Genomic DNA, 23,852 nt, shown 5'->3' on the forward strand with positions numbered 1-23,852 from the left:
AGAAAAGGCCCGCGGGGTCGCCGCGGGTCTTTGTCAGGAAACGATCCACTTCTGCGACCGGTAGCTCCACCAGCGCACCAGCCACGGGTCTTCGTAGAACCAGTTCCACTCTTCGCGCCGCAGGGGCCACTCCCGGACGCACTGGTTCAAGAACACGTCGTCCGGCAGCGCCACGTAGCCCCCGTTCAGCGGCGCGAAGTAGGAGAAGTTGCTCCAGACGGTGTCCGGGGTGCCGAGGTAGAGCCAGTTGTAGGCGTCCCGGAGGCACCCGAAGCCGCGGATCCACTCGACAGGAACCGCGTAGTTTCCCCAGTTGACCGGAACATCGGGATCCAGGACGAACTGCGGCGTGCAGCCGTAGGAGTCGTAACCGTACGGGTCGTAGAGGAACACGGCCTCGCAGTTCGACAGGCTCCCCTGGATTGCGGCCAAAACGGCGTTCAGCACGGCGCCCGGGTCCTCGTCGGGCCTCCGCGCCACCCGCACGGACGCGGCGAAGTCCTGCCGCCACCTGGGCGCGGAGGTCTTCGGCTCCACCCGCACCGGCGAAGGAACTGTAACTTTGCTGGCGGGCGCGCTGAGGTTGGCCACGGCGGGAGTGTAATTGCCGAACCCCCACCCGTACCAGACGCCGTAGAGGTTGTAGAGGCCGCCCCGGAGCGCGTCCGCCGCCCGGTCGAAGAGGTAGAGGTCGGAGCCCCTCCGGTTCCTGAACTCGCCGCCGATGAGCTCGCTGGCGGCGCTCAGGACGCTCGCGTACTCCACCCGCACGTCCCAGACGTCGGGGGTCACCCCAACAGACCTCGGGTCGCTGTTGTCGGGATAGGGAACGAAATAATAGCGCCCCCAAGTCGCTCTCGCGGGGGTAGACTCCCACCAGTAGGATTCTTGACGCTCCGAGAGCTTTGTCCACCCCGCACCGGGGACGTATTCCCAGGTGGTGACGAGGTACTTGAGGTAATCATACGGCCCGTTGTCGCCTCCGAGGAAATGGTACCTGGTCGCCGTGATCTTTTTCAGCGGGTGGCTGAAAGAGAGCTTCGGGGCCCTCTCCGTCTGGATCCACATCTGGTAGCCGGGCACCACGTCTTCTTTCAGCACTCCAACGTCGCCCTGAACGGGTATGAAGGAGTAGCGGTGGACGAAGCACAGCCTCGCCATGAACACCGGGAGCCACTCGCGGCGGTCGCCCCAGAAGAAGGTGCCCTTCCCTCCACAGATCCGGCGAATTGAGCCGTTCCAGTAAAAGCTGTACCTATCCAAGTTTTGCTCCAGGACCGGAGCCCACTTGGGCACATTCCAGTCTAGCCAGAAATTCGTCTGGGGCTTCGCCCCCACGAGCACCGGCCCCTCCTGTTCCGTCCAGGAAGCGTAGGCGCCGTAGTTCTCTGGCCACCAGCCCGAAGAGGACGAGCACCAGTAGAAGTAGAGCCCGTCCACCGTCCTGGCGTCCCGGGAATCGACAATGAGCGGGATCTGCGAGAGCTTGTGCGAGTTGAACCAGCCCTCGATCACGTCCCTGGCGCGGTAGAGGTCGGACCACCAGGACTTGTAAGGAGGTCTGCTGCCGGGGTAAAGGTGGGCACGCCCGTCTGCGTCAAACCAGACGTAATTGTAAAAGCTATCCCACATCCTCAAGGTGCGGAACTTGCCGCTCTCGTCCATCTCGAGGTCCGCGCCCCACTTGGAAGCGTTGACGTTGCACTTCACGCCCACCGCGAACCGCATCGGCCACCTCGGCTCGGAAGGCCCGTAAATGTCGAACGTGCCGAAGCCCTTCGCTGAACCCATGATGTCGGCGGGGAAGTCCTGGAGGGCCGCCGCGCTGACGCTGCTTGCCCACATATATGCCAGCGTGTAGCCCTGCGTATCGCAGTCCGAGAACTTCTGCGCCAGGAGATCGGCCTGCTTGCTCCTGTTGACCAGTACGTACTTCGTTTCGTTGGGACCGAGGGCCAGTGCAAGACTCTTTTGAAAGGGCCAGTCGGAGTAAAGGTTAGACCATCTCCAGAGTTGAGCGTCGACCTTCCCGCTCACCGGGAACGGGTTCGGGTTGGTCACGGCCAGCACGATGAGCCAGTCGTCCGGGTTGTTTGTGAGCAGTTTGGCGTAGCCCCTGCCCTGCCCCCAGGAGACGCAATTACCCGTGCTGTGGAGCCACAGGCCGCCGTGGGCGTTGATGTCCTGCAAGTTGTACGTCAGTGTAAGCGGGACGTTGGGCGCCAGCAGAGTAAGCTGGAGCGGCTTTATCTCCTTCGGGTGCTCCCAGTCGAGCGCCCGCTTCGTCTCGTACTTGTCGAGCACCTGCTTTTCGGCCTGGACGTACCCGCCGTTGTTGACGTAGGCGATACCGTTGCCGTCCTGGTCCTGCACCGGCTCATCCGTCTTGGGGTCGCAGACGATGAGTACCTGCGTCCCGTTCAAGTCCGCCCAGTAGCCGTAGACGCTTACGGGCGGGGTACTCGGATCGTTGTCCGCGTCCACCTGGACCCACTGGCAGGGCGGGTGCGCGGAGGCGAAAGCCGGAGAAGCTGCGAATATGAGCGCAGCTACGAGCAGCGCGGAGAAGAGAAGCAGCTTGCACATGGTTGCAGGTTCACCTCCTTTCGTCGGGTTGTTCTGGTTGGCGTGGTGAAACATACAGGATCACGCTCCTTTTGCAACTTAATCGAACGTGAACGGCTTGCCCCAGATGAGAGCCAAGTCCTGCAAAATGCGAAACGGGTAAGCATCTTCCCACCCGGCCAGCAGCTCCCACCGCCGCGTCTCCAGCAGGTAGAAAATCAGCGGCGCGACTGGGTTGAAGAAGACTTTTTTGACGTCCTCCGAGCACAGGACGTGTATCTGGTACATCCGGTACAATCGGACCATCTTGCCGCGGTGTTCCCGCAGGAACGCCCGCAGCCGGACGAATTCGTGCAGCAAGTTTCCCGCGAAGAGAGGCCGGAGGTGCTTGACGATCTTCGCCGCAAGGAGAATGTCCTCGGGAGAAACCTCCCTACCTGCAATCGCGGTGTATTCCCGACCCAGGTAAGCGATCAACCTGGCGAGCCTGGGGCAGATTTCAGGAATCGCTTGCTCATCGACAGAAGCCCGGATCGTTTCCGCCAAAGCAATCACCCCCTAAAAAAAGAAAAGGCCGGGCTTTCATCCGTCCGGCCCCTCTTAATACCTAATTCTCCAGTTTCGACAGATTGATAATCGTTTCCCCCAGCCTGCGCAGGGTTTCGACGTGCATGGAAAGTTCGGTGTCGGCCCCAATGAAAGGCGATTTGCTCTCCTCGTCGCTGACACACCGCTTCTCCGCGCGGGAACGCACGTACTTCGCGTAGGCGTCGAAAACTTCCTTTAGGCTCTTCACGATGTCGTTTTGCAAATTCGGTAGCACCTCCTTTCTTCCGGCAGGAAAACCTCCTGGCTTCATAGAACCCAACCTTTGCCTATCTTTTTCGGTGAGTGACAAAGGAAAAGTTTATTCCTTCCGCGAACTCCTCAGACTAAAAACGAAATATAATCCTAACAATCCAATGCAGCACAAAAACCCAACCCCGCTGAGATAAATTAAAATTTCGCTTAAAAAACTTAAAGTGGCGTCCAACAAGGTTTGGTGAAGGACTGCTCCGGTTCCAGAGAGCAGGATAAAACCAGCAGCAGATATCCATAAAAGGTCAAAAGGAGGTAGCCACGCTTCAATGTTGTTGACTAACCTAAAAAAAAGAGGGCTCCTTCCGTGAAAACCTGCACGGTGGTTTTTGTCACAGTCGCACTTGGTGTTTTGATTACGTATGCTGCCCTCTTCATACCTGCCATCGCGCCGCTTGCCGTGGCAGACATCGCAATCATATCCTTCGTGTGGCGTACTGCATGGCGCGCCCGAACAATCATGCGAGCAATCTGGCAAAAGCAACCGATCTGGGTTACAATCGCCGTATTCGCATTTCTTTTCTTTCTTGCCTTGGAAGTGTTTGTTTATTTCAAACACTTTTCTCATCCCCTTTCACGCATCCAGCTCCTGGCCGCCCTGGTTTTGGGAGGAACTACCGCACTGAGCGCAGCACTATGGCACCAGGCCGTGTCGTGGCTCGGAACCTGCTTTGTGAACGGCGTCGAAGTCCCTCCTTCCCTTAAAACGCTCGGCCCTTATTCTCTGGTCCGGCACCCTATCTATCTTTCTTATCTCAGTCTCCTCGGCAGCATAAGTCTCAGCCTTTTCGTCTGTACCGCTCCGCAATACAAGTTCATTTCCTTCGCCTACGGAGCATTGTCTTTAAGCTTTCTTCTGCTCGTATTGAAAGAAAGAATCCGGCAGGAAGAATATTTGGCTCAAAAATCATTCACGGAAGTTTGGAATGACTACGCCCGGCGCACAAACCCGCTACTACCTTCTTTACAAAGCTCAAAAAATTACCTATTTCAAGATCTCGCCCGCAGGATTCCTCTGAATTCATTCAGGGGAGGAATGCGGGCTTCACCTCCCTCCACGAAAATCCCGTCGATCTTGCCAATAATCTGATCTTTCTCATGCTGAACTGGCCGATGCGCCTCCCGTCGGCGTCCGCCACGCCCACCAGTTTCGTGGTCTCCGTGGGAAGCCCGCACACCCAACCGCGGTACACCTTCCCGGCCTTCTCCGCCTCCACCCAGTCGCCCTTGCGAAAGAGGCCGCCGTTTGTTGTCCCGCCGAATTTAGGGCGGATACCTCCTTTCTGGAAATGCTGCCGGTGGAGGCTCCGCCTGGCGTACCTGAGCCTGTGCCATACCCAGAAGGGGGCGTCCCGGTTGTCATGGCAGCCGGTGACGCCCATCAGCATCGCCACGGCGTCGTTCGCGTGGGTCTCCGGGACCTGCTCCCACTTCCTGTCCGTGCGCTTCTCCAGACCGAACCTTGCCCGCCAGGCGTCCGTTTCGGAGACCTCGACCAGCTTCAGTTCGGCCAGCTTTCTGTACTCCCGGTAGGTGAGGGTCTTACCGATTTCCACCGTGGAGAAGTATTTGCCGTTCCTGTCCCTGGCGTGGTTGAACCGCACATCCTCGGTGACGATGAGCCGGATCGGGTAGATTTTGCACAGTTCCCGCACCACCTTCAGCCGGGTCTCGACTTTGGATCGCTGCGTGGGGGCCAGCCAGTAGCCCTTCCTCCTGCGGTTGTCGAACCTTTTTGGTCTCCGGGGCGTGTTGCGGTACCTCCTGGCCCGGCGCAGGTTCCTCCGGGCATCCATCTTTTTAGGGACATCATCCGGAAGAAAGACCATCGCTTTCAGTTCCACCCGCCGGTGGGAAGCCACGGCCACGCCGTCGTATTTCGCGCCCGGGTCCACGGCCAGGGCCACAGGCTGGGTTTTCGTCCCCACGGGACGGAGCATCTGGACGTAGAAAAGTCCCAGCTTGTTCCGGCGCGGGACCGCGATCCCGTCCCGGATCATCAGCCGCGCTTTCCTCGGAGTGGTAGGCATGAGCGGTCTCCCGTCCACGCCCACAACGGGCACTCTGGTAACCATCTGCCGATACTCGGCCTCCTTTCGGAGTGATTGTCGCCTCGGCGATGTCCGCAGGGCATAGCACGATTTCCGACCGTGCGCGGCATTGAGCGGTTTTGCCGGAGATAGTCCGGGCTGGCGAAATACCCGGAAGTCCTTGGTAGCCCCGCGGACCCCTGCAACCCCTGAAGGTTGCCGCCTGGTCACCCAGTTGCCCCCGGCCCCGCCAAACCGGGCCCCTCAATTCATTGAGGGGTGGTTGACCCATTCCTGCCTTCCTCAACCAAGCCAGCACCGAAAGAAAACAATTCAGGTTCTTAACAACCGCAGCCCTTTTTAGACCAAGAAAACTAATTCTACATCCTGAAAAAAGAAGCCAGAACAGCCCTTCCGCGCCAAATCCCGCACCGAAAAAAAAGAACGGCCGGGCTTTGTTCGCCCGGCCTCTCTCTCTCCTCTAATCCCCCGGCGGCGATGAAAGACTGTTCGGCGCCAGCCGCACCATGTTTGTCTGCACAAGATGCTGAGCAATCCCCCGCTCCTCATGCAAAACACCTTTGGGGCGCAGAACCACAACGAAAAGGTGCCGGGATGGATCGACGATCGTGCTTACCAGGAAGAGCATCTCGCTCGCCCACGCGCAGGCAGATACCACGGCCAGCGTAGAAGGAGAAGGTCTACGTAGCACAACCATGCCGTCCCAGTCTCCCTCCCAGGAGGGGTAAGGCGTTGGGAGCATCCGCACGGCCAATTCCGCTGCCCGCTCCGCGCCCCTGCTGCCCTTGATCGGCAGACTGCGGCAGCCGTTGCCGCCAGGCTTCCTGAATGCTTCCAGAAGGCTTTCGTTTTCCGCCATCCCTACGACGGAAAACCTGCGGCTTGCAAGCAGCCTCTCGACGAACTCGTCTTCCGCTTCGGGCGTGTCCAGGAAAACCGTCACCTGGCCGAAGCCAAATCGATTTCTCTTATCCTCTTCCATTGAATCGTTGATAAAGTGAATCGCCTGGGAAAAGGAATCCATCCGCAAGGCGTAGTATAAATAGAGCAGCATGAGCACCGCCTTTCATCTTCTTGTATTAAACTCAAAAAAGGAGGCACATATAATGGAATTCCTGCTGACTTGCAGTTGCTGTAGCCAGACATTCGGAATGGATGCGCGTCACCTCCGAGAAAAAGAGCACCTTGAATGCCCTAACTGCGCCAACCCAGTTTCAAAAGAGCTTTGCCAGGCATTGATCAGCCTCGCCAAATGTTGGTCGGAAATTGTTTCGGAAAGAAAGTGGCAAATCCAAATTAAAGGAACTGCTATTTGACGGGCAGATCATAAAAAACTTGCCCGACGACCGATTTTTCAGATACAGAAAGCTTGACCAGCCCAAGTCGATACTCGACTACCTTAAGAACTTCTTGAGCTTCATAAAGGATCATATTTCTCTGCGCCATTAACCTGACAACCTCCGCAGCCGTTTCCTCGATAACATCTGGACGCATAAGGAATTTTAACTCTTCTTTTTGCACTAGCATCACCCCCATGGTTTTATTCCACCATTTACGATAAAAAGAAGGGACTGCCCCGGTTAACTTTTGGGACAGCCCCTCTCTCTTCTCTAATCTCCCGGCGCCGACGGTGGGGAGTTCGGCGCCAGCCGCACCACGACCTTCCCGTTCGCCTTCTCGAACCTGATCGGCACCTTGATCCACTTGTCCCGCCACTCGACGGTGTAGACCGTCTTGTAGACCGGCACCGTCTTGGTCACCAGCGGCGGGTACCAGACGGACCGGCTGTACTCCCGCGGCTGCGGCTCGTAGGGCGGGGACTCGCCGACCCCAATCTCCAGGGCCATTTTGTTGTTGTCGTAGGTCTTCTCGTCGTACTTCCCGTCGAACTTCTCGGCCTTCCACCCGGCCGAAGGGTCGTCGCCGCTGTTGTAGTAGTCTATTGTGGCGATCAGGGTGTAAGTCCCTGCGCCCCAACCGAAGGAACCGAAGTCCTTCTGGAGGGTCGCCTTCGGGCCGAAGTAGGCGCTTCCCCCGTCGTACTCGTACATCCGCTTCTGGCTTGCGTCGTAGCGGTACAGCCTCAGCCTGGCCCATCCCGAAACGTCGAACCCGCTCTGGTAGGTGGCCCGGACGTAGTAGACCTTGCCTTCCTGAAGGGTGTTCCCGACGGGGTTGTGGTTCTCGTCGAGCACCTCGACCTTGACCACGGCCAGGTCGTTGTCCTGCGCCTGAACGGGCCGGTTCGGGTTGGTGGTGGGGGCACCGGTCATCGACTTGCTCACTACATTATCCGCGTAATTCGTTTCCATGTGCCCGTTCTGGCCGTAGAGGACGTACTGCCCGGTGTTGGGGTTCCTCACGGCCAGGGGCTCCCCAACCCAAGAAGAGCCGTTCCAGTAATAGTCAACCGTGGCGATCACGTCATAGTCTTTAGCCGAGGCCGGAACAGAGAACTCCCAGTTGCCGAGGCTCTGTTGCTCCCAAGGCGTGCCCATCCTTATAATCTCCTCCGCCACCAGCTGGGGCCTGCCGCCCTTCTCCTGGACGTAGGCCCTCAGCCGCGCCTGGGGGACCTCCCAGGGGGTGTCATTGGCCCACAGCACCCTGTAGCGGTCCTTCTCGCCCGGCTTCTTCGCCAGGTAGACAGGTTCGAGCACAATCAGCTTAACGTTGTGCGGGTAGGAGACCATCACCTGGCCGTAGCCGAACATCTGGCCGGTGCCCCAGGCGACGGACTTCGCCCCCTCGGGCCTGGTAAGCTCCGTCCAGCCGGCTTCGATGGCGTCGTTCCCTGCTATGTGGGGCAGCCGCGCCTTGGCGTAGGCGAAGTACTTGCCGTCCCAGGTAACGTCCGCCGGGAAGCGCGGCCTGGGGCCGCTGTTGTCCGCGGGGAAGACCGCGGGGTTCTCTTTAGAGCCGTCCTTGCTCTTATAGGCCCCGACGGATTGCGCGTAGCCGTCCGCCTCTTCCTTCCTGGTGAGCGGGATGCCCAGGATGTACTTCGTGAACTCGGGCTTGAGGAAGAGGACTTTTTCGCCCCAGGAGCCTTCCTCAGCAGAGAGCAGGTAGTAACCCTTGTCCCTGGGCCAGTGGAACGCCTCGAAGTAGTTCTCCGCCAAGTTGGGGTCGACGCTCCTGACCTCGGAGATCGGCGCGGCGGACAGGCCGCTGTTGGGCACCCCCGGCAGGTCGAACGTAGGCACCTGCAGCCAGCCGAAGTACTTAGTCTGGATGCCATCGTTCAAGTAAAACCGGATCGGGATGCGGTGCGTGTATTCGTGGCCGGAGTAGGGGGAGGAATAACCGCCACCCTGCCACGCAAGGGCAACGCCTGCGACAAGTAAAAGTGCCAGTAAAATAAGGAGAACCGCTCTTTTCACGGTTCTCCTTTTCCGCTCGTTCAGGTTACGTTCATCCATAAAAAATCACCCTCTTTTAAATTTTCAAGTGTGTATCTACCATTTGGCCATCATAACTAAGATCGCTACTAACACCCCATAAATACGCAGAAGCATTACCAACTGCATTGTTACCCCAAAACACCCCGTCCTTCACAAACATCGGGTCGCTGTTCTTGTCACTCTCTGCAGGCCAGCGGTCGAAGAACGCCCCCCACCAGCCCTTCTCCCCCGTGTAGAAGGCTACGTACGGCTTCTCGCAGTTGTCGATGGAAACCGCCGCGTGCCCCGCGCCGCCGCGGACCAGGAAGCCGCCCCTTACTGGGTCAAAGAGCATCGCACTCTCAGGGATCCCCCAGAGCTTTAAGTATTCGGCTGTGTCAAGATAGCAGTCCTGATAACCCTGAACTTTAGCCAGCGCAGGCCTCTCCGTCGCCACCTTCTCCGTGCGCCCGTCAACGTAGGTGACCGTCGCTTCGCACTTGTCCCGCGGCACCGCGACCTCCTTCACGGTCAGGGGCACCGGCTCCGGCGGCTTCTCCCACGTCACCACGGTGACAGACCGCTCTTTGCCGTCCCAGAAGCACAACGCGCCCAGCGCGGTGCAGACCGCCCGCATCGGGACCATTATCCTGCCGTTTGCGACCTCCGCGGGCTGGTCGAGCTTGCCGTAGGGCCAGCCGTTGACCGAGAACTTTGCCTGTCTCGGGGCGAAAACAACGTAGTCGCAGTCCGTGGAACCGCCGCCCCACCGCCGCTTCAGGGTCGCCTCCCTCTTCGCGGGGTCCCAGGCCACGTCCCTCTCCTGAAGCCCTAAAGCGTAGCCGGCGTAGCGGATGGGCAGCAGGGTGCGGCCGTTCTTGACTACCGGGGCCGCGTCCATCGGATGCCGGACGCCGTTGACTTCGTAGAACTTCTGGCCCACGTAAAACTTCGCCACCCGCACGCCGGGGTCGCCGGGCTGGGGGACCCTGGCGGAGGCGAAAGCGGGAAACATCAGCAGGGTTGCAACTGCGACAAGCAGGGTTAGGAACTTGCGCATCCGGTATCATCCTCCTTTTTTTTCGTTATATTTTACCACTTTGGCCAGAAAGCGGGCCCCAAAAACAAAAAAGCAGGATGAGACAATTGTCACGCCAGCCTGCTCTTGAAGTACGTCGCACGGACTCTTTTTGCACCGCCCGGAGCGCAGCCACATGCCCAGGATGTGACCAAAGCCGACAACTTATGGGGCTTTAAGGTCTTTTAGCTCAAATTGGTTAAGTAGAGACTTAAACTAAAACATCCTGGAGGGGTATTCTGCCAGTTATTTGGCAGGAAAACTTCAAATCGGGGCGAATAACTGGTTAGACAGTCAATTAGTGGCGTATATAAAAGGTTACCACAAGCGAACAGTTCTCGGTTACAGGAGCAATAGTTTGAATATGTTGTCACGTATAAGACCATTGTTCCTGACCCATTGGCCATCGGAAAAAGCAGAATACGTATTGTGTGTCGACGAATCAGGGGATCGGGACTTGTCAAAAGTCGATAAAAATTGGCCAATACTTTCCCTTTTTGGCGTAATAATTAGTTATCAAGACTACGTGGCCCTTCAAAAGCGTACAAATCTGCTTAAGAAACAATTATGGCCTCCGGATGGCACATTCAAATACAGAAACAGTATCAAAAAAGTTTGCTTTCATAGCCGGGAGATGAGAAGGAAAATGGGTCCGTTTTCTGACAAGTACCTGGACAACAGCAAGCGGATGCATATGGATACTGCCCTGTGGGATGACATACTTCAAGTTATAGAATGGCAAGGAGTCTCTTGTATCATCGATAAAGCTAAATTGCTAAATACATACTTTTCTCCGACTGATCCATATAAGCTCGCCGTTACGTTCATGTTGGAAAGGCTAGTAATGAACGTGAAGAAACCTTCTTTTGTGCTTTTCGAGGCGCGCGGGAAAGAAGAAGATCGGGCTCTGTGGGAGCACGTTCAAACAATCCTAAAGAACGGAACAAAGTTCATCGAAGCACGAGAGTTTCGGTCAAAGATTCTCGAAGTGGGATGGCACCCAAAGTTTAACCAAGAGGGAAAGGTAGTTTGCGGTTTGGAGGTCGCAGATCTGTGTGCCTACGCGTTTGGTGCCAAGTATGTCCGTGGAACTAATAAGTACGCGATGAAAGTGTGGCACAAGCTAGTGGGATATGAACAGCAGAGTGTTACAGGAAGGGGTTACAAAATCTTTCCCTGAGAGAGAGAAAAAAGCAAAAGGAGTCCTCGAAGACTCCTTTTGCTCGACCGTGTAGTCACGATCCCCGAAAGTAAATTTGCTTAAACTTAAATTCAGTTTACCACTCCAAAGGGAAAAAAACAAGTAGGTGGTATAAAAATTTTTCATTCTGAATCCGGCTCGGATTGAGCGTTTCTCTCTTTTTCAACCAGCACGATGGTCTCCGCGAGCTGGCAGAGGGCTTCAACCTCGGGCTGAATAGGATCTGTTTTGTAAGTGACCGACTGGGGGATCTTCCGGCACAGCACCTCGGCCTGGGCGTTAAAAACGTCTAAGAGGGTAGACGCCACCCTGCTAAGCAAGGTAACACCTCCCTTCGCAAAAGTCTGGAAGCAGCACCCCGAAAAAAAAGAAAAACGCCAGATTTTTGGCGTTCTGCTCATCCGGCTTTACCATCAGCAGGAGGTTTCTTAGATACCCTTCCAGAATTCTTCTTCGGTCGTCCTTAGTTGCTTCAGGATCTTCCTCCACAAGTGCCCCGGGATCTCTTTGGCGACCGCATGGCTCACCCTGGTCCGTAATACTTCCCCGTTGGGGAGCACTTTTTCGTAGTACCAGTGGTCGGTGTTCCTCACCATCACCCACCCGTTCTTGTCGCAGTATCTCTTGAGCTGGCCGAAAGTCGGAGGCACCGCTACACCTCCAGGAGAGAGCGGATCTCTTCGTCGCTGTCGCAGAGCCAGATTCTCAGGACGTAAGGAAAGTGCCCCCGGCGGTTGGGCGCGTGGAGGAACAGCTGAATCCGGTCCCTGTAATCCTCTGCGTAGACCTTCATTTCCCGGACGAGTTCCTGAATCGCCTCCTCCAGCGTGGGGGCGTTGACCGCCAATTCCAGTTCGTTGAGCGCCAGGGTAACCGACCCGTCCTCCTCATACAAGACTTCCGGCTTAAAAGCGTAAGTCCGCAGAATCTCCTCCTGGAGGTCGCGGCGCACCAGTAGAACCTCTTCGTCCTGATGCCGCTTGACGAGGGCCGGGAGAAACCGGTGCCACACCTGATCGAACAGATCCGAGAGGGAACTCCGGGCCGAGGTGAATTTGACTTCTTCGAGCATCTTCACAACCTCCCTTGCTCCCCATTATAACACAAACTGCACATTCAGTGCAGATTGTATTGAGGGACACGGGATATTGGTACGTTGGAAATGTTGGCACGTAAGGTCGGCAGCGAACAGAAAGCCATCGCCCGACCGGAAAACCGGAAGTCAACCCTCCCCTTCGCTTCTCTGGTTCTCTTTCTTTTACTGAAGGTTGTTTGAAACTTCTTCGAACTTGTTTTTAATCCTGCCGCCGAGGACAACCAGGGCCGCGATACACGCCACCGCGATCAGCGCCAGGATCAAGCCGTACTCCGCCATCCCCTGGCCGTCTTCTTCCGTCGCCAGCCGCTTGAGGAGCTCCTTCATCAACGCTCCCTCCCTTCCTAAAAGTTTTTCTTCGGCTTCTCCCGCAAGCTCCGGTTAAAACACCGACACAATTGCCGCCAACAGGAACAGCGCGTTGAAAAGGGCCGCCAGCAAAACGAACTGGTCGAACAGACCCACGACCGCCGGAGAAATATCGTTCATCTTAAGATACCCCCATGAGGGCGCCGAAGCGCCGGAATAGTTCTCCCGTAGAGAGGAGGGCCACCGAAAAGGACACCGGGAGCGCAATAGATACAAGGCAGTAAGCAAAAAAGTGAACTTGAAGGGCCGTTTTTGCGGCGCGGTCCGCAGTCAGTCCTTCTAATTCTCTCCGCGCATACCACGTGGCACGCAGTTCGTCAACCCAGGAATCAAGGGTCCAAACACCGAAGAGGAGGGCCATCGGTACCAGAAGCCAGCCTGTTTCGTTATGAGTAAAACCGCTCCACAGGCACGCGAGCAGCCATGCGAAGTAAGCACCCCAGAAGAGGCGCACGACTTTGCCGAACAGGGGCGGGCCGTGGACGGCGTGCCCAACTTCGTGCGCCGCCTGAAAGACCGCCGCAAGGTGGCTCTCTTTTTCGCCGTAGCCGAGCCAGATCGTTCTCCGACTCCAATCACAACGCCCAACGGTGCTGGAATCGTGGATAATCCGATAATCGAGGCCGTGCTTTTTTAAAAGAGTTTCGGTTAATTCTCCGCAGCCCACCGGAAAATCGACCTTCCGCCTTTTCCAGGCAACTGTCAGCTGGTGCAGCATCCACATCAACGCTCCCAATATCAACACCGGGATCGAAATGGCGAGCAGCACCTTCTCCACGGCAAACCACCCCGACGGGAGATTCGCCGCGCAGAAGGATTTCTCCTACAACCAGCTCGCGATCAATAAGGCGCCGTTGGCCGCAGCGCAGAGCGCGACGGCGCCGCCCGCCAGGTACATGCCCTGCCTGTCGCAGCCCCTGAAGTAGAGGTAAAGCGGGAAGGAAACCAGGAAGCACGCACCGTTCAGAGCGACAAGTACCGCGTCCGGGCGCGTAAAAACCACGAAAAACACCTCCTGGAAAGTGAAAACCGGGAAGACCCGGTGTTTGGCTAACTTTCCGTTGTTTTTGTCTTCTCCTGAAAACCTTTTCAGAAAAGGCTCGGCCACGTCCGGGACAGCCGCAGCAGGTGGCCCCGGCGCCAGCAGCCGAAGCGGTACACGGTGCGAAAAGAAGGAGGCCCGGCGAGCTGCGGACCCAAAACCTCCGCAGCAGACACCTCTGTAAGCCAGACCTTCGTTTTTGCGTGATCCGGCTCTACCGCGACCTCCGACTCCACGAAGTATCGCTCCCGGCGCCGAAAGAAGCCCTGTTTCTTCAGTTCCTTGTTGGCCAAAACGCGGTACCGGAGCCCTGGGAAGAGCTCCGTCCACCTTCCCCGGGTGTCCTGAGACGCATCAAGCCATGCCCCTCTGAAATCAAACCTGCCGGGGATCACCCCCGGAGGACTTTGAACCCACAAGTAGGCCACCGAACCCCGGACCTCTTCAGGACCCCTGGAGCCTAAAGAGAAGGAAAGATAGAAGCGGAACCGCTCCGGTTTTCCTTTGTGGGGCAACAGAGATTCGGTGTCCTCTTTCAGGTGATAGACGAACGCCTCCAGGTTTTCCACCCCGGCCCTCATCGCGAGGCAGACGCGGTGTTTGCCTTCTACGACCCAGTACCGCCCTCCGTGCTCCAGCAGGCAGATGGGGTCTTTGTCGCTGAATGGGGTGCGTCCTTCCCGAAAGGCTTCGTAAAAGCGCCGGCAGCGGCTGTTCCGCAAGCAAATATCAAGACTACCCGGCTTGCGTGCACTCTTGGTCAACGCTTCCAGAAGCTCCTCTTCGGAGTTGTAGTAAGCGTTGAGCCCCAGTTCCGGTAGAAGCGAACACCTGTTTCCCAGTTCCGTCGGGAACTCGGCAATGTCTGCGACCCGGACTACGCGGAGTTCGGCTTTTTGCACCGGTCTACCTCCCTGGAAAATCTTTTGAAGAGGATTTCCCCGGCGTTTCGCTTTTTTCCTCCCAAAACCTCCTCCAAAATTCCTTCCGGTGAGGATCCAGTACCTGCTGCCTTATCTCTTCCAGAGCTGCTTTCGCCTCAGGCAGGTAGTCCGCGTAAGGAAGCACCCGGTCACGGGGAATAATCCCCTCAAAAAACTCTTCGTACATCCGGAGACCGCACTTCTGTTCCAGAAGGCGCACCTTGCAGCCCGGGTACTTCTCCGCCACCTCCTGCACGGCCTCCCTTATGTCGTTGCCCCACTCCCCTCCGAGGGGGCGGAGCGCCACCCCTCCGTCTGCGGTTCTCACCACCAAAGCACCGAATACCATAGGGTCCGCGAGCGCTTGTAAAACTTTTTGGTCCATCTTTGTAACACCTCCCGAAAAGAAAAAAGGCGCACGCGCGTGCGCCTGGTTGAACCATGCTTTCTCCCGCCCTAGAGCGCCCTGGCCAGTTCCGCAAGCGTGCGCTTCAGCTCCCGGCGCAGCTTCAGGGCCTTGTCGGGGTTCCCGAGCTCCGCGACGCCCGCGATGGTGTCGCTTGTGAAAAGCAGGAAGCCCCGGCTCAGGCTCCTCCCCCTCTCGGAGACCAGGGCGAGTTCGTCCGGGTCGGTAACCAGTTTGTATGCCCCGCCGACGCCGTACACCCGATGGCCCCACGCCCTGAGCGTGCGCGCCAGGCCGCGCACCCTGGCGCGGCTCTGGTGGGTGTCTTCGCCGTACAGCGTCTCGGCCAGCTCTCCGACGGGGACCCCGAACGGGTGGCGGGCCTCGATAAGCTCCAGCATCTCCGCCGCGAGGGCCTTCATCCTCTCACCTCCCCGAAAAAGAAAAGGCCGGAGTAGCCTCCTCAGCTCTCCGGCCTTCCCTTTACCAGCTGGAGGTTCGGTCTTCCCGGCTCCAGGGCCTCCCACGTTTCCGTTATTTTGGAAGCGGCTGCCTTCAGGGCCGCGTCGAACCCCTTGAACAGCAGCGCGTCCCCCACGACTTCGATCATCTCGCCCAGTTCGTCGCCCGGAGCGCCGCGCACGCGGGCCGCCGCCAGAAGCCTCGCCCGGTGCTTCTCCAGCAGGTGGCCCAGCGCCGTGGCGAGCGAGGCCGCGTTTCGGGATGCTTCCTGCACCAATCCCTGGAACTCCAGGTGCTCCTTCGACCACTGCGGGGGCTTCGGGCGACTCTTCTCCTTCTCCAGTTCCTTGCGCGCGTTGTCCAGCCACCGGCGGAGCTTTTCCACCTCTTCTTCGAGCGCGCGGAGCTTCGCCTCTTTCTTCTCCTTCTCCTGGGCCAGCTCCCGGAAGCGGGACTCGATCCTTTCTTTCTCCCGAAGGAGGCTGGCCGCTTCCCTCCTGGCGGCCTCGATTTCCGCCTCCAGGGCGGGGTCGCGCTGGTAGACGACATTCTCCACGACCCTCTCGACCGGCTTTGTCTTGAGCTCCTTCAACCTGGCGCGCAACTCCTCGGCCTCCTCCTGCTTCTCCCGCAGTTTCCTCTGCAGGTCGGAAAGGGCTTCCCGGAGCTTTTCCTCGTACTGCCGTCCCAGCTTCTCCGCGATCTCTTCTTCCACAGAAGAAAGGGAGTCCTGGATGTCGGCCAACTGACTGGAAAGGGATTGTTTTTCTTCTTCCAGTTCGATCAGCCGGCTGTTGAGGGCTTCCTTCTCTTTCCTGGCGATATCGAGCTCCCTCTTGAGCTCCTGGGCCTCCTTCACGGAGAGGCCGCAGACGCCGGACTCGCCCAGGGAAGCGAGCAGCTCCCTCTGCTCCTCGGGCGGCAACGACCCGACAATCGCCGCGACCGTGGTGGCCGTCCACCTGCCGGATTCCAGCAGCGCCTGGAGGTCGGGGATGAGATCGTTCAGTTTGTCGAGGCGGTACACGGTTCTTTCCGGCAGACCAACTACATTAGCTATTTCGATCAAACTGCCAAATTGGCAGTTTGATCTCGCCTCCTCCGAACGTCTGTCGCCGCCGCGCTTCACGCCGCGCAGTTCCTTGAGCTTCCGGATCAGCCGCGCCACCTGCACGTCCGAGAGTTGCCTCCTCAGCAAGTTGTCGCGGATCAGGAGGGAGACCGCTTCCTCGCTCTCCGGGTCAAGGTCTCTGATGATCACGGGAACGCGGGCAAGGCCGGCTTCTTTCGCCGCCTCCAAGCGCAGGTGTCCCGCGAGAACGGTGTAGTCCGGCGCGACGATGAGGGGGTTCAGTATCCCGTTCTCCCGGACGTCCTCGACCATCTGCCGCCACAGCTCGTCGGGAAGTTTTTCGGGAAACAGCTCCGCGTTCCTGGGGTGGGGCTTTAAAAGAGAGACGGGGACTTCGTTGGGCACGAGACCAGCTCCTCTCGAAAAACGATTATTCCCAGAAAACAAAAAGGCGCACGCGCGTGCGCCTTTGTCGGTCCTTGCTCTTCGGACCTGCTCGTTGTCTACATCCCGCCGGAGAAAAATTCCTCCCCCAATCCCGGCACTATCCCGTTCAGCACTTTCCGCCACCGCCAGGTTTCTTCGAAGGAGGCACCTGCCGTCTCCGCCGTCGGAATGTTGGCAAATTCCAGCCTGACAAAATCGTCCAAGCGCACCCAAATCAAGCTGTCGGGGCGGTCGGCGTCCCGGAGAAGGACGCTCTCCGACCCGTTCCACGAATAACGCAGGCACTCGCCCTGCACTGCGGTTCCGTCTTTTAGAGTTCCCTTGATGTAGGGGCGCTTCCCTGCCTTTCGATAGGCAAGAAAGACGTCTCCGGGCAGATTTCCAACCTTTACCCACCTGGCCGCAAAGGGCTTCTGCCGTGCGACTTTCCAGTAAAGCCTCTTAACCCGGAGCCAATACCCCGAGGGAAATACGCCTACTTTGCTCCACAGTTCGGCAAACCCAATGAAACATGCGAGCGCGTAAACAATCAAGAAAACCGGCGCGAGTGGCCGCACATCGAGAAGCCCCTCTCCCTGTGAAAACTTCGCCAAGCTGGCGGTGAAACCGGTATACAGTCGGAAGTCGCTCGCCGTTTCGACACCCCAGCAGAGTAACAAAGCTACGGCAAAAACCCACGTGCCATAAAATACCATCCTTGCCAGGGTGACGTCTTTTTCGCGCCGCCCTGCAACGGTAAGAACAACGCCGCCCGGCAATAAGACGTAAAGCAGAAAAATGACGCTTGCCAGCGAAAGACCGATTTCCACTAACCGCACCACCTTTCAAAATCTATTTCTTTGCGAGAAAATTCTTGGAAAGTGATTGTTTTCCTCTTTTCTCCACGGGCCTCTGCAACCAGGTCCTCCCACAGAAAAACCGCAAAGCATAGGAACCATTCCGCAAGAAGCGATCCGGCCAGCAATGCGAAGAAGTAAAAGCCGGCTTTCGCCACTAAATACTCCAACCGCGCCCCCCAAGGCACTCTCAAGAAAAACAGCAAGACGGCGGATGACACGAACGCGGCAACCCACAAGAAGAAAAACATCGCCGCTACGAAAGTGATCCCCTCGCCGCCGAAACGCTCTATGATGCCCAGCGCAACCGGGTGACTCTCCGGGCGTCGTCCGGCGAGAAGAACTTCGTCCCGCCAGCGACGGTACTCTTTCCACTTCCAGGCAAGAAAGGCGAACATGGTGAAACACCTCCTGAAAAACAAAAAGGCGCACGCGCGTGCGCCTTTGGTCGAACTACATTAACAATGTTATACCAGCGTAGCACACGTCCTTTTTTCTGTAAGCCTATCTCTCAGGACAAATTTGATGATAGACTTGATTTCTGCACAGCAATTAACAAATTTTACCGCCCGCTTGAATTCTTTGAACTCCAATTCCTGGAGCATCTTGCCAATGGCTTCGTCACAAAAAGAATGCGAAGCCATCTGCACCCCGGCAAAATCCAAAAGAACCGGCGTCGACTCTTTTGTTTTTCCTAAGATTAATTCGCGAACCTTCTTGCCTAAAGCACGTCCCGTCAAATGGGTACCGAATTCCTTCATTTTGATCATTTACACCACTCCTTTCTCGATTTAACACCATAAACCGTAAAGACACAAGAACCAATATTTATCGAACGATCACGGCCAAACAGTTCGACAGCCTCCGCCCGGGCTTCACCTTGTACCCGCCCCGGTAGTAGAGCCCGCAGGAGGCGTTGCCGTCCAGGCTGATCGCGTCCTTCAGCCCTAATTTTTGAACCGCCTGGGCCATCTCGCCCATCGTCACGCCGGAGACGGTGCCTACGACCAGCTTCTCGTCCCATTTAACCCCGACGAAACTCCAGGAGCCCTTCCTGAAGAACTTGGGCTCGCGCATCCCGTCGGCGGCCAGGTCCAGCACGTTCTTCCCGTCCCTCACCAGGAGCGGCCCGGCCTGGATCACGTGGCGCACGTCGCCCCAGTCCAAAGGGTTGCCCTTCTCGTCTGTAAAGACGTACCGCACCCGCACGGCGTCCCCGACGCTGAACCGGGAAGCGATGTGCCGGGAGCCGGGGCCGAAGCCGATCACGTAGCCGTCAGAGGGGATCGAAACCGGTCCGGGCTGGATCGAAACCACCCTGCCCTGCCGCACGGCGACCGTGGTGGCGACCGGCGCGCGCATGGCCTGGCCGAAGCTCGGCGTGAAGACCACTATGGCTTGAGAATCATTTATGTTGCGGTTCAAGTCCCAGGCGTACCAGCTCTCGAACCACTTTTCCCCGCCGTTGATGGTCCCCTCTACTTTCACACGCAGGTGGGCCACCTTCACCCGGTTGTCCGCGGTGATCCCGATGGCCCCGCCGGAGTTGCCGGCCCTGTGGAGTATACCGTCGATCACGATCGTGCCCCAGGAGGTCATGTCGCTGTAGGCGTTGAAGAAGGTACCGTTGACTGCGGCAATAGCGTTGACCCTCTTCGCCATCACGGCGAGGTCGGAGACCTGCCCGGTTTTCCCGTTGGCCAGGACGGGCCGCACCTCGACCCTCCGGTCGGAAAGGTCCACGGTCACCATGCTGACGGCGTGGCCGTTTATCTTTGCCGTCTTATACGAAACGGGATCGCCCGCCAGCGCGGGCGCGGCGAGTAAGAGTGTTGCTAAAAGGATTACGACAGCGAACAAGAAGCGCCTCATCCCAGCTCCTCCAGCTTCTTCTCTATTTTCTGGATAAGATCCCCGTACAGTTCGTCCCCGTAGCCGTACGAGATGCCGTTGAGTATGTACCTGTTCTTCCTCAGGTCGGACAGATACTCTTCCAGTTCTTCCTTTGTTCTGGCTCCCGCCCGGGCGCTCTCGATTTCTGCGAAGTTCAGAAACTCGACGGTTCGCGCGCCTTCCAACACGACGTGGGATACCTTCCGGGGGTCGTCCAGATTGCGCAGGAACACGCTCTCTTTCCCGTTCCAGCTGTAGGACAGGCACTCGCCGCTGTACTGTGTCCCGTCCGCGAACGTAATCTTCACCAGAGGGCGCTTCCCGGCCCTCCGGAAGCGAACGAAGATCCCCAAGAACTGGTCCCCGGGCCTGACCCGGGCACCCTGCTGTCTTTCTGCGATCAAAGAAAGCAACCTCTCCCGTTGTCGCTCACAGAAACGAACCGTCCGACGCACGGGGCGCCAAGCGAAGCACCGCCTCATCCATCCAGGCGGGGCAACCAGCCCGCTGAGGAAAAACAGTTCCGCCAACCCCACCGCCGAGGAAGCGAAGTACGTCAAGGCGAAGACACCTCCTACCGCGCGCAGGTCCACGGGCTTGCCGGAAGCCGCTGCGGCAAGGGAAGATACGAACCGCTCCAATACGTCACTTTTCTTGGCCAGCGCGAGAGCGTACAGCAAGGACAGCGACAAAACGAGGACCAGTGTTCCGTAAAACACGGTCGCAGCCACCGTGCGCTCTTCGCGCTTCCGCCCGGCCACCGCCGTCGCCAGGCTTCCGGGCAAGTAGACGAGTAGCAGGAAAAGAAGCACCGACAGCGTGAGTCCCGCTTCCATCAATCGCACCACCGCTCAAAGTCGAGTTTCTTAGTGAGTATTTCTTTCAAGGTGATCCCCTTCCTCTTTTTGCCGTGCCGTTCCGCAACAAGCTCCGCCCAAAATACACCGGATACGGCCGTGGCCCAGGCTCCTGCCGCCCCAACTCCCAACCAGAAAGCCGCTTTCAACACAAAACAAAGGGTGTTTCCGGTTCCCTGGATTTGATCCCAAACGAGCGCCGCCGCCGCACCCGGAAACGCCAGAAGAACAGCCGCAACGAAAGCTAGCGAAGACGCTCCCAACCAAAACTCGCCCCAAGGATCTTTTTCGACCTGGCAAAGCCAGTTCAAAAGAAGCATCCGACTTGTTCTCCACCGCATGAGCAAAACACCCCTTGAGAACCAAAAGCGGCCAGGCTTTCTGCCTGACCGCCTTTCTTTTGCTTTCTCTGCGGCAAAGAAAAAACGTCTCATTCCCCGCTCTCTTTCCGCCGGAGCCTCTCGCGCAGCGAGACGCACTTCGGGTGTGGAACGCCTCCGGCTTCGATTTCCACCCTCTCCACCTGTTCGTCGAGGCGAAGCCAGACGAGCTTTCTTTCCCCTTCGTTTTCACCGAAGGCAACCTCAAGCATTAATTCCCGTGGTTCTTTGACCTCCTCCCCTGACTGAAGTCAGAGGATTCCCGTCAAGCGGCTTGGGCCGCTTTCGGGCCGCTGCGCGAGGCAGCGGATTCGGCGCGGCTCTGCCACCGGTGTTTATTCCACCTGTAGCGGAGCGGCTTGCCCGGGCCGGCCTCCGGCCCGTGCCCCTTCGAGGAGCCCGAAACTTTTAGCATGTATGCGGCCGCGTTGGCGTCTGCGTGCCAGGTACGACCGCAGTGTCTGCAGAGGGCTTTGTGCCGCGCGAACCTTCTCACTCTCGACCCGCAGACGGCGCAGGTCAGGGAGTCCCTGGTCCCGTCGGCAGCGACCCTTATCCCGGCCCGTTCGCACGCCTGTGTGATCAGGTTCCGCACCATCCGGAATGCCCAGAAGTTGTGGACCAGGAGGTTCTTCGGTCCGAAGTCCATCTCGTCGCGGACGTGCGTCAGGTCTTCGACGTGCAAAACGGTCACGCGGTGGCGCTTCAGGGTTCTTGCCACTCTTGCAGCCAGCGCGGCGAGGGCGTGCTTCAGGCGCAGGGCTCTCATCCGGTAGAGTTGCCTCAATCTGCGGGACGTCCTGCGGCCGGACCTGTTGAGCCTCGACTGCTCTTCGGCGATGCGTTTCGTCCAGTACAGGAAGTCCTTCCAGACTTCGCGTCCCGAGAAGAGCAGTTGTTGATCCATGCCTTCCACGGCGAGGGCGACCAGTATCCTGGCTCCCAGGTCTGCGGCAGCGTGCTTTTCCGGCTTGAGGGATCTGACCGACTTGGATACTTCGACGACCTGGCGGGCGTACCAGCGTTTCTTCACCTGGTCACACTTCAGCTCCAGGGTTTTGGGCGTGCCCGAGAACCGCAGGACGCCTCTGGTCTGCAGCACCAGCCGGTGTCCGTTTTTGGTTCTCAGGTCTGCGGGCAGCGTCAGCGAAAGCGTTCTGGCCGTCAGGCGGTACGACTTCGGCGACTTGACCGGGATGACTTTGGCGGTCCGTTTCCCGGTCTTGCGGTCCTTCCAGTAGCCCGGCAGGCGCGGTCGGTTTTCCAACTCGCCTTTCCGGTAAAGCCGCAGGAGAGCGAAAAAGGAGTCCCATGCCTTCCGCGCTTTTTTGATTATCTCCTGCCCGATGTCAGACGGTAGGGCTTTGTAAGCTGAGCACTCCTTGAATTCGGAGCACAGCTTTGCGTAGGAAGGCACGGGCTCTCCTTTGAGAAACAACTGCCTGCACCTGTACTGGACGGCATTCCAGAGTGCGGCGCAGCGGTCTGCCAGGATTTCGAGGTATTCGGCTTGCTCTCTGGCGTATAGGACGCGGATTACGTTGGTACGTTTCATGTTTTTATTTTACCATAAATTTTAGGCGCATTCCTCCCCTGAATGAATTCAAGGGCATCCTGCGCCTAGTTATCGTGAAGGTGTAGGTGCGGCACGCCCCTACCAGCTCCGTACCGTTCCTGAGCCTTACCGTCAGGTGCGGCTTCCGCCCCAGGCTGCGAAGCCGAAAAAGCTCCACGTCCAGGGACGAAGCCGGGCTTAAAGAAAACTTTTCCGGCGTCGCCCGGCCTTCCGCTTTTCTAATTACCAAACCATTATTTTCAGAGAGGGTGAAATCCAGGAACCGACCCTTCCTTTCCGCCTGAGTCAACTGCTCCCACGGTAATGCCTCTTTCCGCCGCGATTCTTTAAGTTTCTTTTTAAGGGCGCCGATTTCCTTCACGATCCAATCATCTATTTCTCTTTCCTCCCACCAGAAACTGAGTGAGCCGCCTATAAAAAGCGCGACCATAATAACTGCAGGGTTGTCTGTAAATTGTTTAAACAAAAACAATAGAGAGAGGCTAATGGCAGCCCATCTTATAAGAAGCCTCGCGATTATCCAGTCCACCGCAAACACCTCCCGAAAAACAAAAGCGGCCGGGCTTTCCGCCCGACCGCTTTTTCTTGCTTATTTCTGCGGGGCCACGTTTGGCGCCAGCCTCACCTGCGGCCCGTACACCTGCCCGGGCACGCCCTCCGGAGGCGCGGGTCGCTCCTCGGGCCTGAAGTCCCGGTGCAGGGCCAGCGCCTGGCCGTCCTTCACCAGCAAATCAACGTAGTCGCCCGGCTTGAAGTGCTTCGTCAGATCAACCTTCTGCCCGGGCTGGTTCACGAAGCCCATCCCCACCTGGACGGAAGTGAACTCGTTCGTCCGGTAGGTGACGGTCCTCCCGGCCTCGCCGCCCTTTTCGACCTTGACCGTGATCGCGTCGGGTTCGACGGAGACGACCTTACCGCGCCGGACCATCTTGTTCAGCTCTTCCTGGTGCTTCTTCGCCATCTCCTGGGCTTTCTTCCGCGGGGCCACGACGTAGTGCTGGCGCGCCCCGAACCAGCCTGAGCCGAAGCCCAGAGCGAGGCAAAAGACGCTTAAAACAATAAGACTAAGGATGCGCTTCATCGAGAAAAGACCAACTCCTTTCGGGTTTTGTTAATCTTCTTAAAAAAAAATGCGGCCCGGCCCCCGAAAGACCGGGCCGCGGTCGGAGGGGGCTAAGTGACGTCCTCTCCTCAATAAATTGAGGGGCATCTCTTTAAGGGCATGCACGCAGGCTTTTGCTCCTGCGCTTCGGTTCGTGGACTCCGTGCTACCCCAGGTGGAGCGACAGGACCACAGGCCGCGCCACACGGCCACTACTCCCCTTCACGGGAGATACCTGAACTGAGGCGAGAAGGT

General features: G+C 57.9%; 31 protein-coding genes. 3 read left to right on the top strand and 28 right to left on the bottom strand.

Going from position 1 to position 23,852, the window contains the following annotated elements:
* Nucleotides 1-33: 33 nt before the first annotated feature.
* The 3 genes from EDD75_RS01780 to EDD75_RS01790 form a co-directional block, all read right to left on the bottom strand.
* On the bottom strand, nt 34-2,586 hold the full coding sequence (locus EDD75_RS01780; RefSeq protein ID WP_123927155.1) for a hypothetical protein: 2,553 nt from the start codon (nt 2,584-2,586) through the stop codon (nt 34-36).
* 78 nt (nt 2,587-2,664) lie between these two features.
* Nucleotides 2,665-3,111, bottom strand: a complete 447-nt coding sequence (locus EDD75_RS01785; RefSeq protein ID WP_123927158.1) for a hypothetical protein — start codon at nt 3,109-3,111, stop codon at nt 2,665-2,667.
* A 61-nt stretch (nt 3,112-3,172) separates the two neighbouring features.
* Entirely contained in the window at nt 3,173-3,376 is a 204-nt protein-coding gene (locus EDD75_RS01790) for a hypothetical protein (protein WP_123927161.1), read from the bottom strand.
* A 354-nt stretch (nt 3,377-3,730) separates the two neighbouring features.
* On the opposite strand from EDD75_RS01790, the gene EDD75_RS01795 reads away from it, so the two are divergent.
* Nucleotides 3,731-4,513 carry a hypothetical protein gene (locus tag EDD75_RS01795; RefSeq protein WP_123927164.1) on the top strand — a complete coding sequence of 261 codons (783 nt, stop codon included), beginning with the start codon at nt 3,731-3,733 and terminating at the stop codon, nt 4,511-4,513.
* Here the strand turns inward: EDD75_RS01795 and EDD75_RS01800 are convergent.
* Complete coding sequence (locus EDD75_RS01800) at nt 4,449-5,498, bottom strand: RRXRR domain-containing protein (protein ID WP_123927167.1); 1,050 nt, start codon at nt 5,496-5,498, stop codon at nt 4,449-4,451. The two genes, EDD75_RS01795 and EDD75_RS01800, sit on opposite strands and share 65 nt — an antisense overlap.
* 436 nt (nt 5,499-5,934) lie before the next feature.
* Nucleotides 5,935-6,528: a hypothetical protein gene (locus EDD75_RS01805; RefSeq protein WP_123927170.1), complete on the bottom strand. Its 594-nt coding sequence runs from the start codon at nt 6,526-6,528 to the stop codon at nt 5,935-5,937.
* Between the two features lie 52 nt (nt 6,529-6,580).
* On the opposite strand from EDD75_RS01805, the gene EDD75_RS01810 reads away from it, so the two are divergent.
* Entirely contained in the window at nt 6,581-6,790 is a 210-nt protein-coding gene (locus tag EDD75_RS01810) for a hypothetical protein (RefSeq protein WP_123927173.1), read from the top strand.
* On the opposite strand, the gene EDD75_RS11110 is transcribed toward EDD75_RS01810, so the two are convergent.
* From EDD75_RS11110 to EDD75_RS01825, 3 genes are all read right to left on the bottom strand, one after another.
* Nucleotides 6,783-7,010, bottom strand: coding sequence for a hypothetical protein (locus tag EDD75_RS11110; protein ID WP_170157660.1), 228 nt, complete (start codon nt 7,008-7,010; stop codon nt 6,783-6,785). The genes EDD75_RS01810 and EDD75_RS11110 overlap by 8 nt on opposite strands.
* Before the next feature lie 74 nt (nt 7,011-7,084).
* Nucleotides 7,085-8,896: a hypothetical protein gene (locus tag EDD75_RS01820; protein ID WP_123927179.1), complete on the bottom strand. Its 1,812-nt coding sequence runs from the start codon at nt 8,894-8,896 to the stop codon at nt 7,085-7,087.
* A 16-nt stretch (nt 8,897-8,912) separates the two neighbouring features.
* On the bottom strand, nt 8,913-9,917 hold the full coding sequence (locus tag EDD75_RS01825) for a copper amine oxidase N-terminal domain-containing protein (RefSeq protein WP_123927182.1): 1,005 nt from the start codon (nt 9,915-9,917) through the stop codon (nt 8,913-8,915).
* A 382-nt stretch (nt 9,918-10,299) separates the two neighbouring features.
* Between EDD75_RS01825 and EDD75_RS01830 the strand changes: the two genes are divergently transcribed.
* The gene (locus tag EDD75_RS01830) at nt 10,300-11,115 is read left to right on the top strand and encodes a DUF3800 domain-containing protein (protein WP_342780948.1); all 816 of its coding nucleotides are present in this window, start codon (nt 10,300-10,302) and stop codon (nt 11,113-11,115) included.
* A gap of 143 nt (nt 11,116-11,258) precedes the next feature.
* On the opposite strand, the gene EDD75_RS01835 is transcribed toward EDD75_RS01830, so the two are convergent.
* The 20 genes from EDD75_RS01835 to EDD75_RS01920 all read right to left on the bottom strand — a co-directional run bounded on the left by EDD75_RS01835 (nt 11,259) and on the right by EDD75_RS01920 (nt 23,576).
* Nucleotides 11,259-11,456 (bottom strand): hypothetical protein, encoded by a 198-nt coding sequence (locus tag EDD75_RS01835; RefSeq protein WP_123927190.1) that lies wholly within the window; start codon nt 11,454-11,456, stop codon nt 11,259-11,261.
* 108 nt (nt 11,457-11,564) lie between these two features.
* Nucleotides 11,565-11,786 (bottom strand): type II toxin-antitoxin system HicA family toxin, encoded by a 222-nt coding sequence (locus tag EDD75_RS01840; protein WP_123927193.1) that lies wholly within the window; start codon nt 11,784-11,786, stop codon nt 11,565-11,567.
* Between the two features lie 2 nt (nt 11,787-11,788).
* A complete protein-coding gene (locus EDD75_RS01845; RefSeq protein WP_123927195.1) occupies nt 11,789-12,208 on the bottom strand; it encodes an exoribonuclease R in 420 nt (139 codons plus the stop codon).
* 186 nt (nt 12,209-12,394) lie between these two features.
* Complete coding sequence (locus EDD75_RS01850; RefSeq protein WP_123927198.1) at nt 12,395-12,559, bottom strand: Flp family type IVb pilin; 165 nt, start codon at nt 12,557-12,559, stop codon at nt 12,395-12,397.
* A 163-nt stretch (nt 12,560-12,722) separates the two neighbouring features.
* The gene (locus EDD75_RS01855) at nt 12,723-13,379 is read right to left on the bottom strand and encodes a hypothetical protein (protein WP_123927201.1); all 657 of its coding nucleotides are present in this window, start codon (nt 13,377-13,379) and stop codon (nt 12,723-12,725) included.
* A 45-nt stretch (nt 13,380-13,424) separates the two neighbouring features.
* Nucleotides 13,425-13,604 carry a hypothetical protein gene (locus tag EDD75_RS01860; RefSeq protein ID WP_123927204.1) on the bottom strand — a complete coding sequence of 60 codons (180 nt, stop codon included), beginning with the start codon at nt 13,602-13,604 and terminating at the stop codon, nt 13,425-13,427.
* Nucleotides 13,605-13,690: 86 nt separating this feature from the next.
* Entirely contained in the window at nt 13,691-14,545 is an 855-nt protein-coding gene (locus EDD75_RS01865; RefSeq protein WP_123927207.1) for a hypothetical protein, read from the bottom strand.
* 4 nt (nt 14,546-14,549) lie between these two features.
* Nucleotides 14,550-14,951, bottom strand: coding sequence for a hypothetical protein (locus tag EDD75_RS01870; RefSeq protein ID WP_123927210.1), 402 nt, complete (start codon nt 14,949-14,951; stop codon nt 14,550-14,552).
* Between the two features lie 71 nt (nt 14,952-15,022).
* The gene (locus EDD75_RS01875) at nt 15,023-15,394 is read right to left on the bottom strand and encodes a hypothetical protein (protein ID WP_123927213.1); all 372 of its coding nucleotides are present in this window, start codon (nt 15,392-15,394) and stop codon (nt 15,023-15,025) included.
* Between the two features lie 41 nt (nt 15,395-15,435).
* Nucleotides 15,436-16,911, bottom strand: a complete 1,476-nt coding sequence (locus EDD75_RS01880) for a ParB/RepB/Spo0J family partition protein (RefSeq protein WP_170157662.1) — start codon at nt 16,909-16,911, stop codon at nt 15,436-15,438.
* 98 nt (nt 16,912-17,009) lie between these two features.
* Nucleotides 17,010-17,762 (bottom strand): hypothetical protein, encoded by a 753-nt coding sequence (locus EDD75_RS11115; RefSeq protein WP_170157663.1) that lies wholly within the window; start codon nt 17,760-17,762, stop codon nt 17,010-17,012.
* Nucleotides 17,762-18,187, bottom strand: a complete 426-nt coding sequence (locus tag EDD75_RS01885) for a hypothetical protein (RefSeq protein WP_123927219.1) — start codon at nt 18,185-18,187, stop codon at nt 17,762-17,764. Before EDD75_RS01885 ends, EDD75_RS11115 begins: the two co-directional genes overlap by 1 nt.
* Nucleotides 18,188-18,256: 69 nt before the next feature.
* Nucleotides 18,257-18,559, bottom strand: a complete 303-nt coding sequence (locus EDD75_RS01890; protein ID WP_123927222.1) for an STAS-like domain-containing protein — start codon at nt 18,557-18,559, stop codon at nt 18,257-18,259.
* Nucleotides 18,560-18,617: 58 nt separating this feature from the next.
* Nucleotides 18,618-19,661 (bottom strand): phosphodiester glycosidase family protein, encoded by a 1,044-nt coding sequence (locus EDD75_RS01895; RefSeq protein ID WP_123927226.1) that lies wholly within the window; start codon nt 19,659-19,661, stop codon nt 18,618-18,620.
* Nucleotides 19,658-20,518, bottom strand: a complete 861-nt coding sequence (locus tag EDD75_RS01900) for a hypothetical protein (protein ID WP_123927229.1) — start codon at nt 20,516-20,518, stop codon at nt 19,658-19,660. The genes EDD75_RS01895 and EDD75_RS01900 overlap by 4 nt, the downstream gene beginning before the upstream one ends.
* Complete coding sequence (locus EDD75_RS01905) at nt 20,518-20,859, bottom strand: hypothetical protein (RefSeq protein WP_123927232.1); 342 nt, start codon at nt 20,857-20,859, stop codon at nt 20,518-20,520. Before EDD75_RS01905 ends, EDD75_RS01900 begins: the two co-directional genes overlap by 1 nt.
* Nucleotides 20,860-20,969: 110 nt before the next feature.
* Nucleotides 20,970-21,131, bottom strand: coding sequence for a hypothetical protein (locus EDD75_RS11120; protein WP_170157664.1), 162 nt, complete (start codon nt 21,129-21,131; stop codon nt 20,970-20,972).
* 53 nt (nt 21,132-21,184) lie between these two features.
* Nucleotides 21,185-22,474, bottom strand: a complete 1,290-nt coding sequence (locus EDD75_RS01910) for an RNA-guided endonuclease InsQ/TnpB family protein (protein WP_123927235.1) — start codon at nt 22,472-22,474, stop codon at nt 21,185-21,187.
* Nucleotides 22,475-22,478: 4 nt separating this feature from the next.
* Nucleotides 22,479-23,033 carry a hypothetical protein gene (locus EDD75_RS01915; RefSeq protein WP_123927238.1) on the bottom strand — a complete coding sequence of 185 codons (555 nt, stop codon included), beginning with the start codon at nt 23,031-23,033 and terminating at the stop codon, nt 22,479-22,481.
* A 51-nt stretch (nt 23,034-23,084) separates the two neighbouring features.
* Nucleotides 23,085-23,576 carry a hypothetical protein gene (locus EDD75_RS01920; protein WP_123927241.1) on the bottom strand — a complete coding sequence of 164 codons (492 nt, stop codon included), beginning with the start codon at nt 23,574-23,576 and terminating at the stop codon, nt 23,085-23,087.
* Between the last annotated feature and the right edge of the window lie 276 nt (nt 23,577-23,852).

The sequence above is a fragment of the Thermodesulfitimonas autotrophica genome, from assembly GCF_003815015.1.
GTDB classification, from domain to species: Bacteria; Bacillota; Desulfotomaculia; order Desulfotomaculales; family Ammonificaceae; genus Thermodesulfitimonas; species Thermodesulfitimonas autotrophica.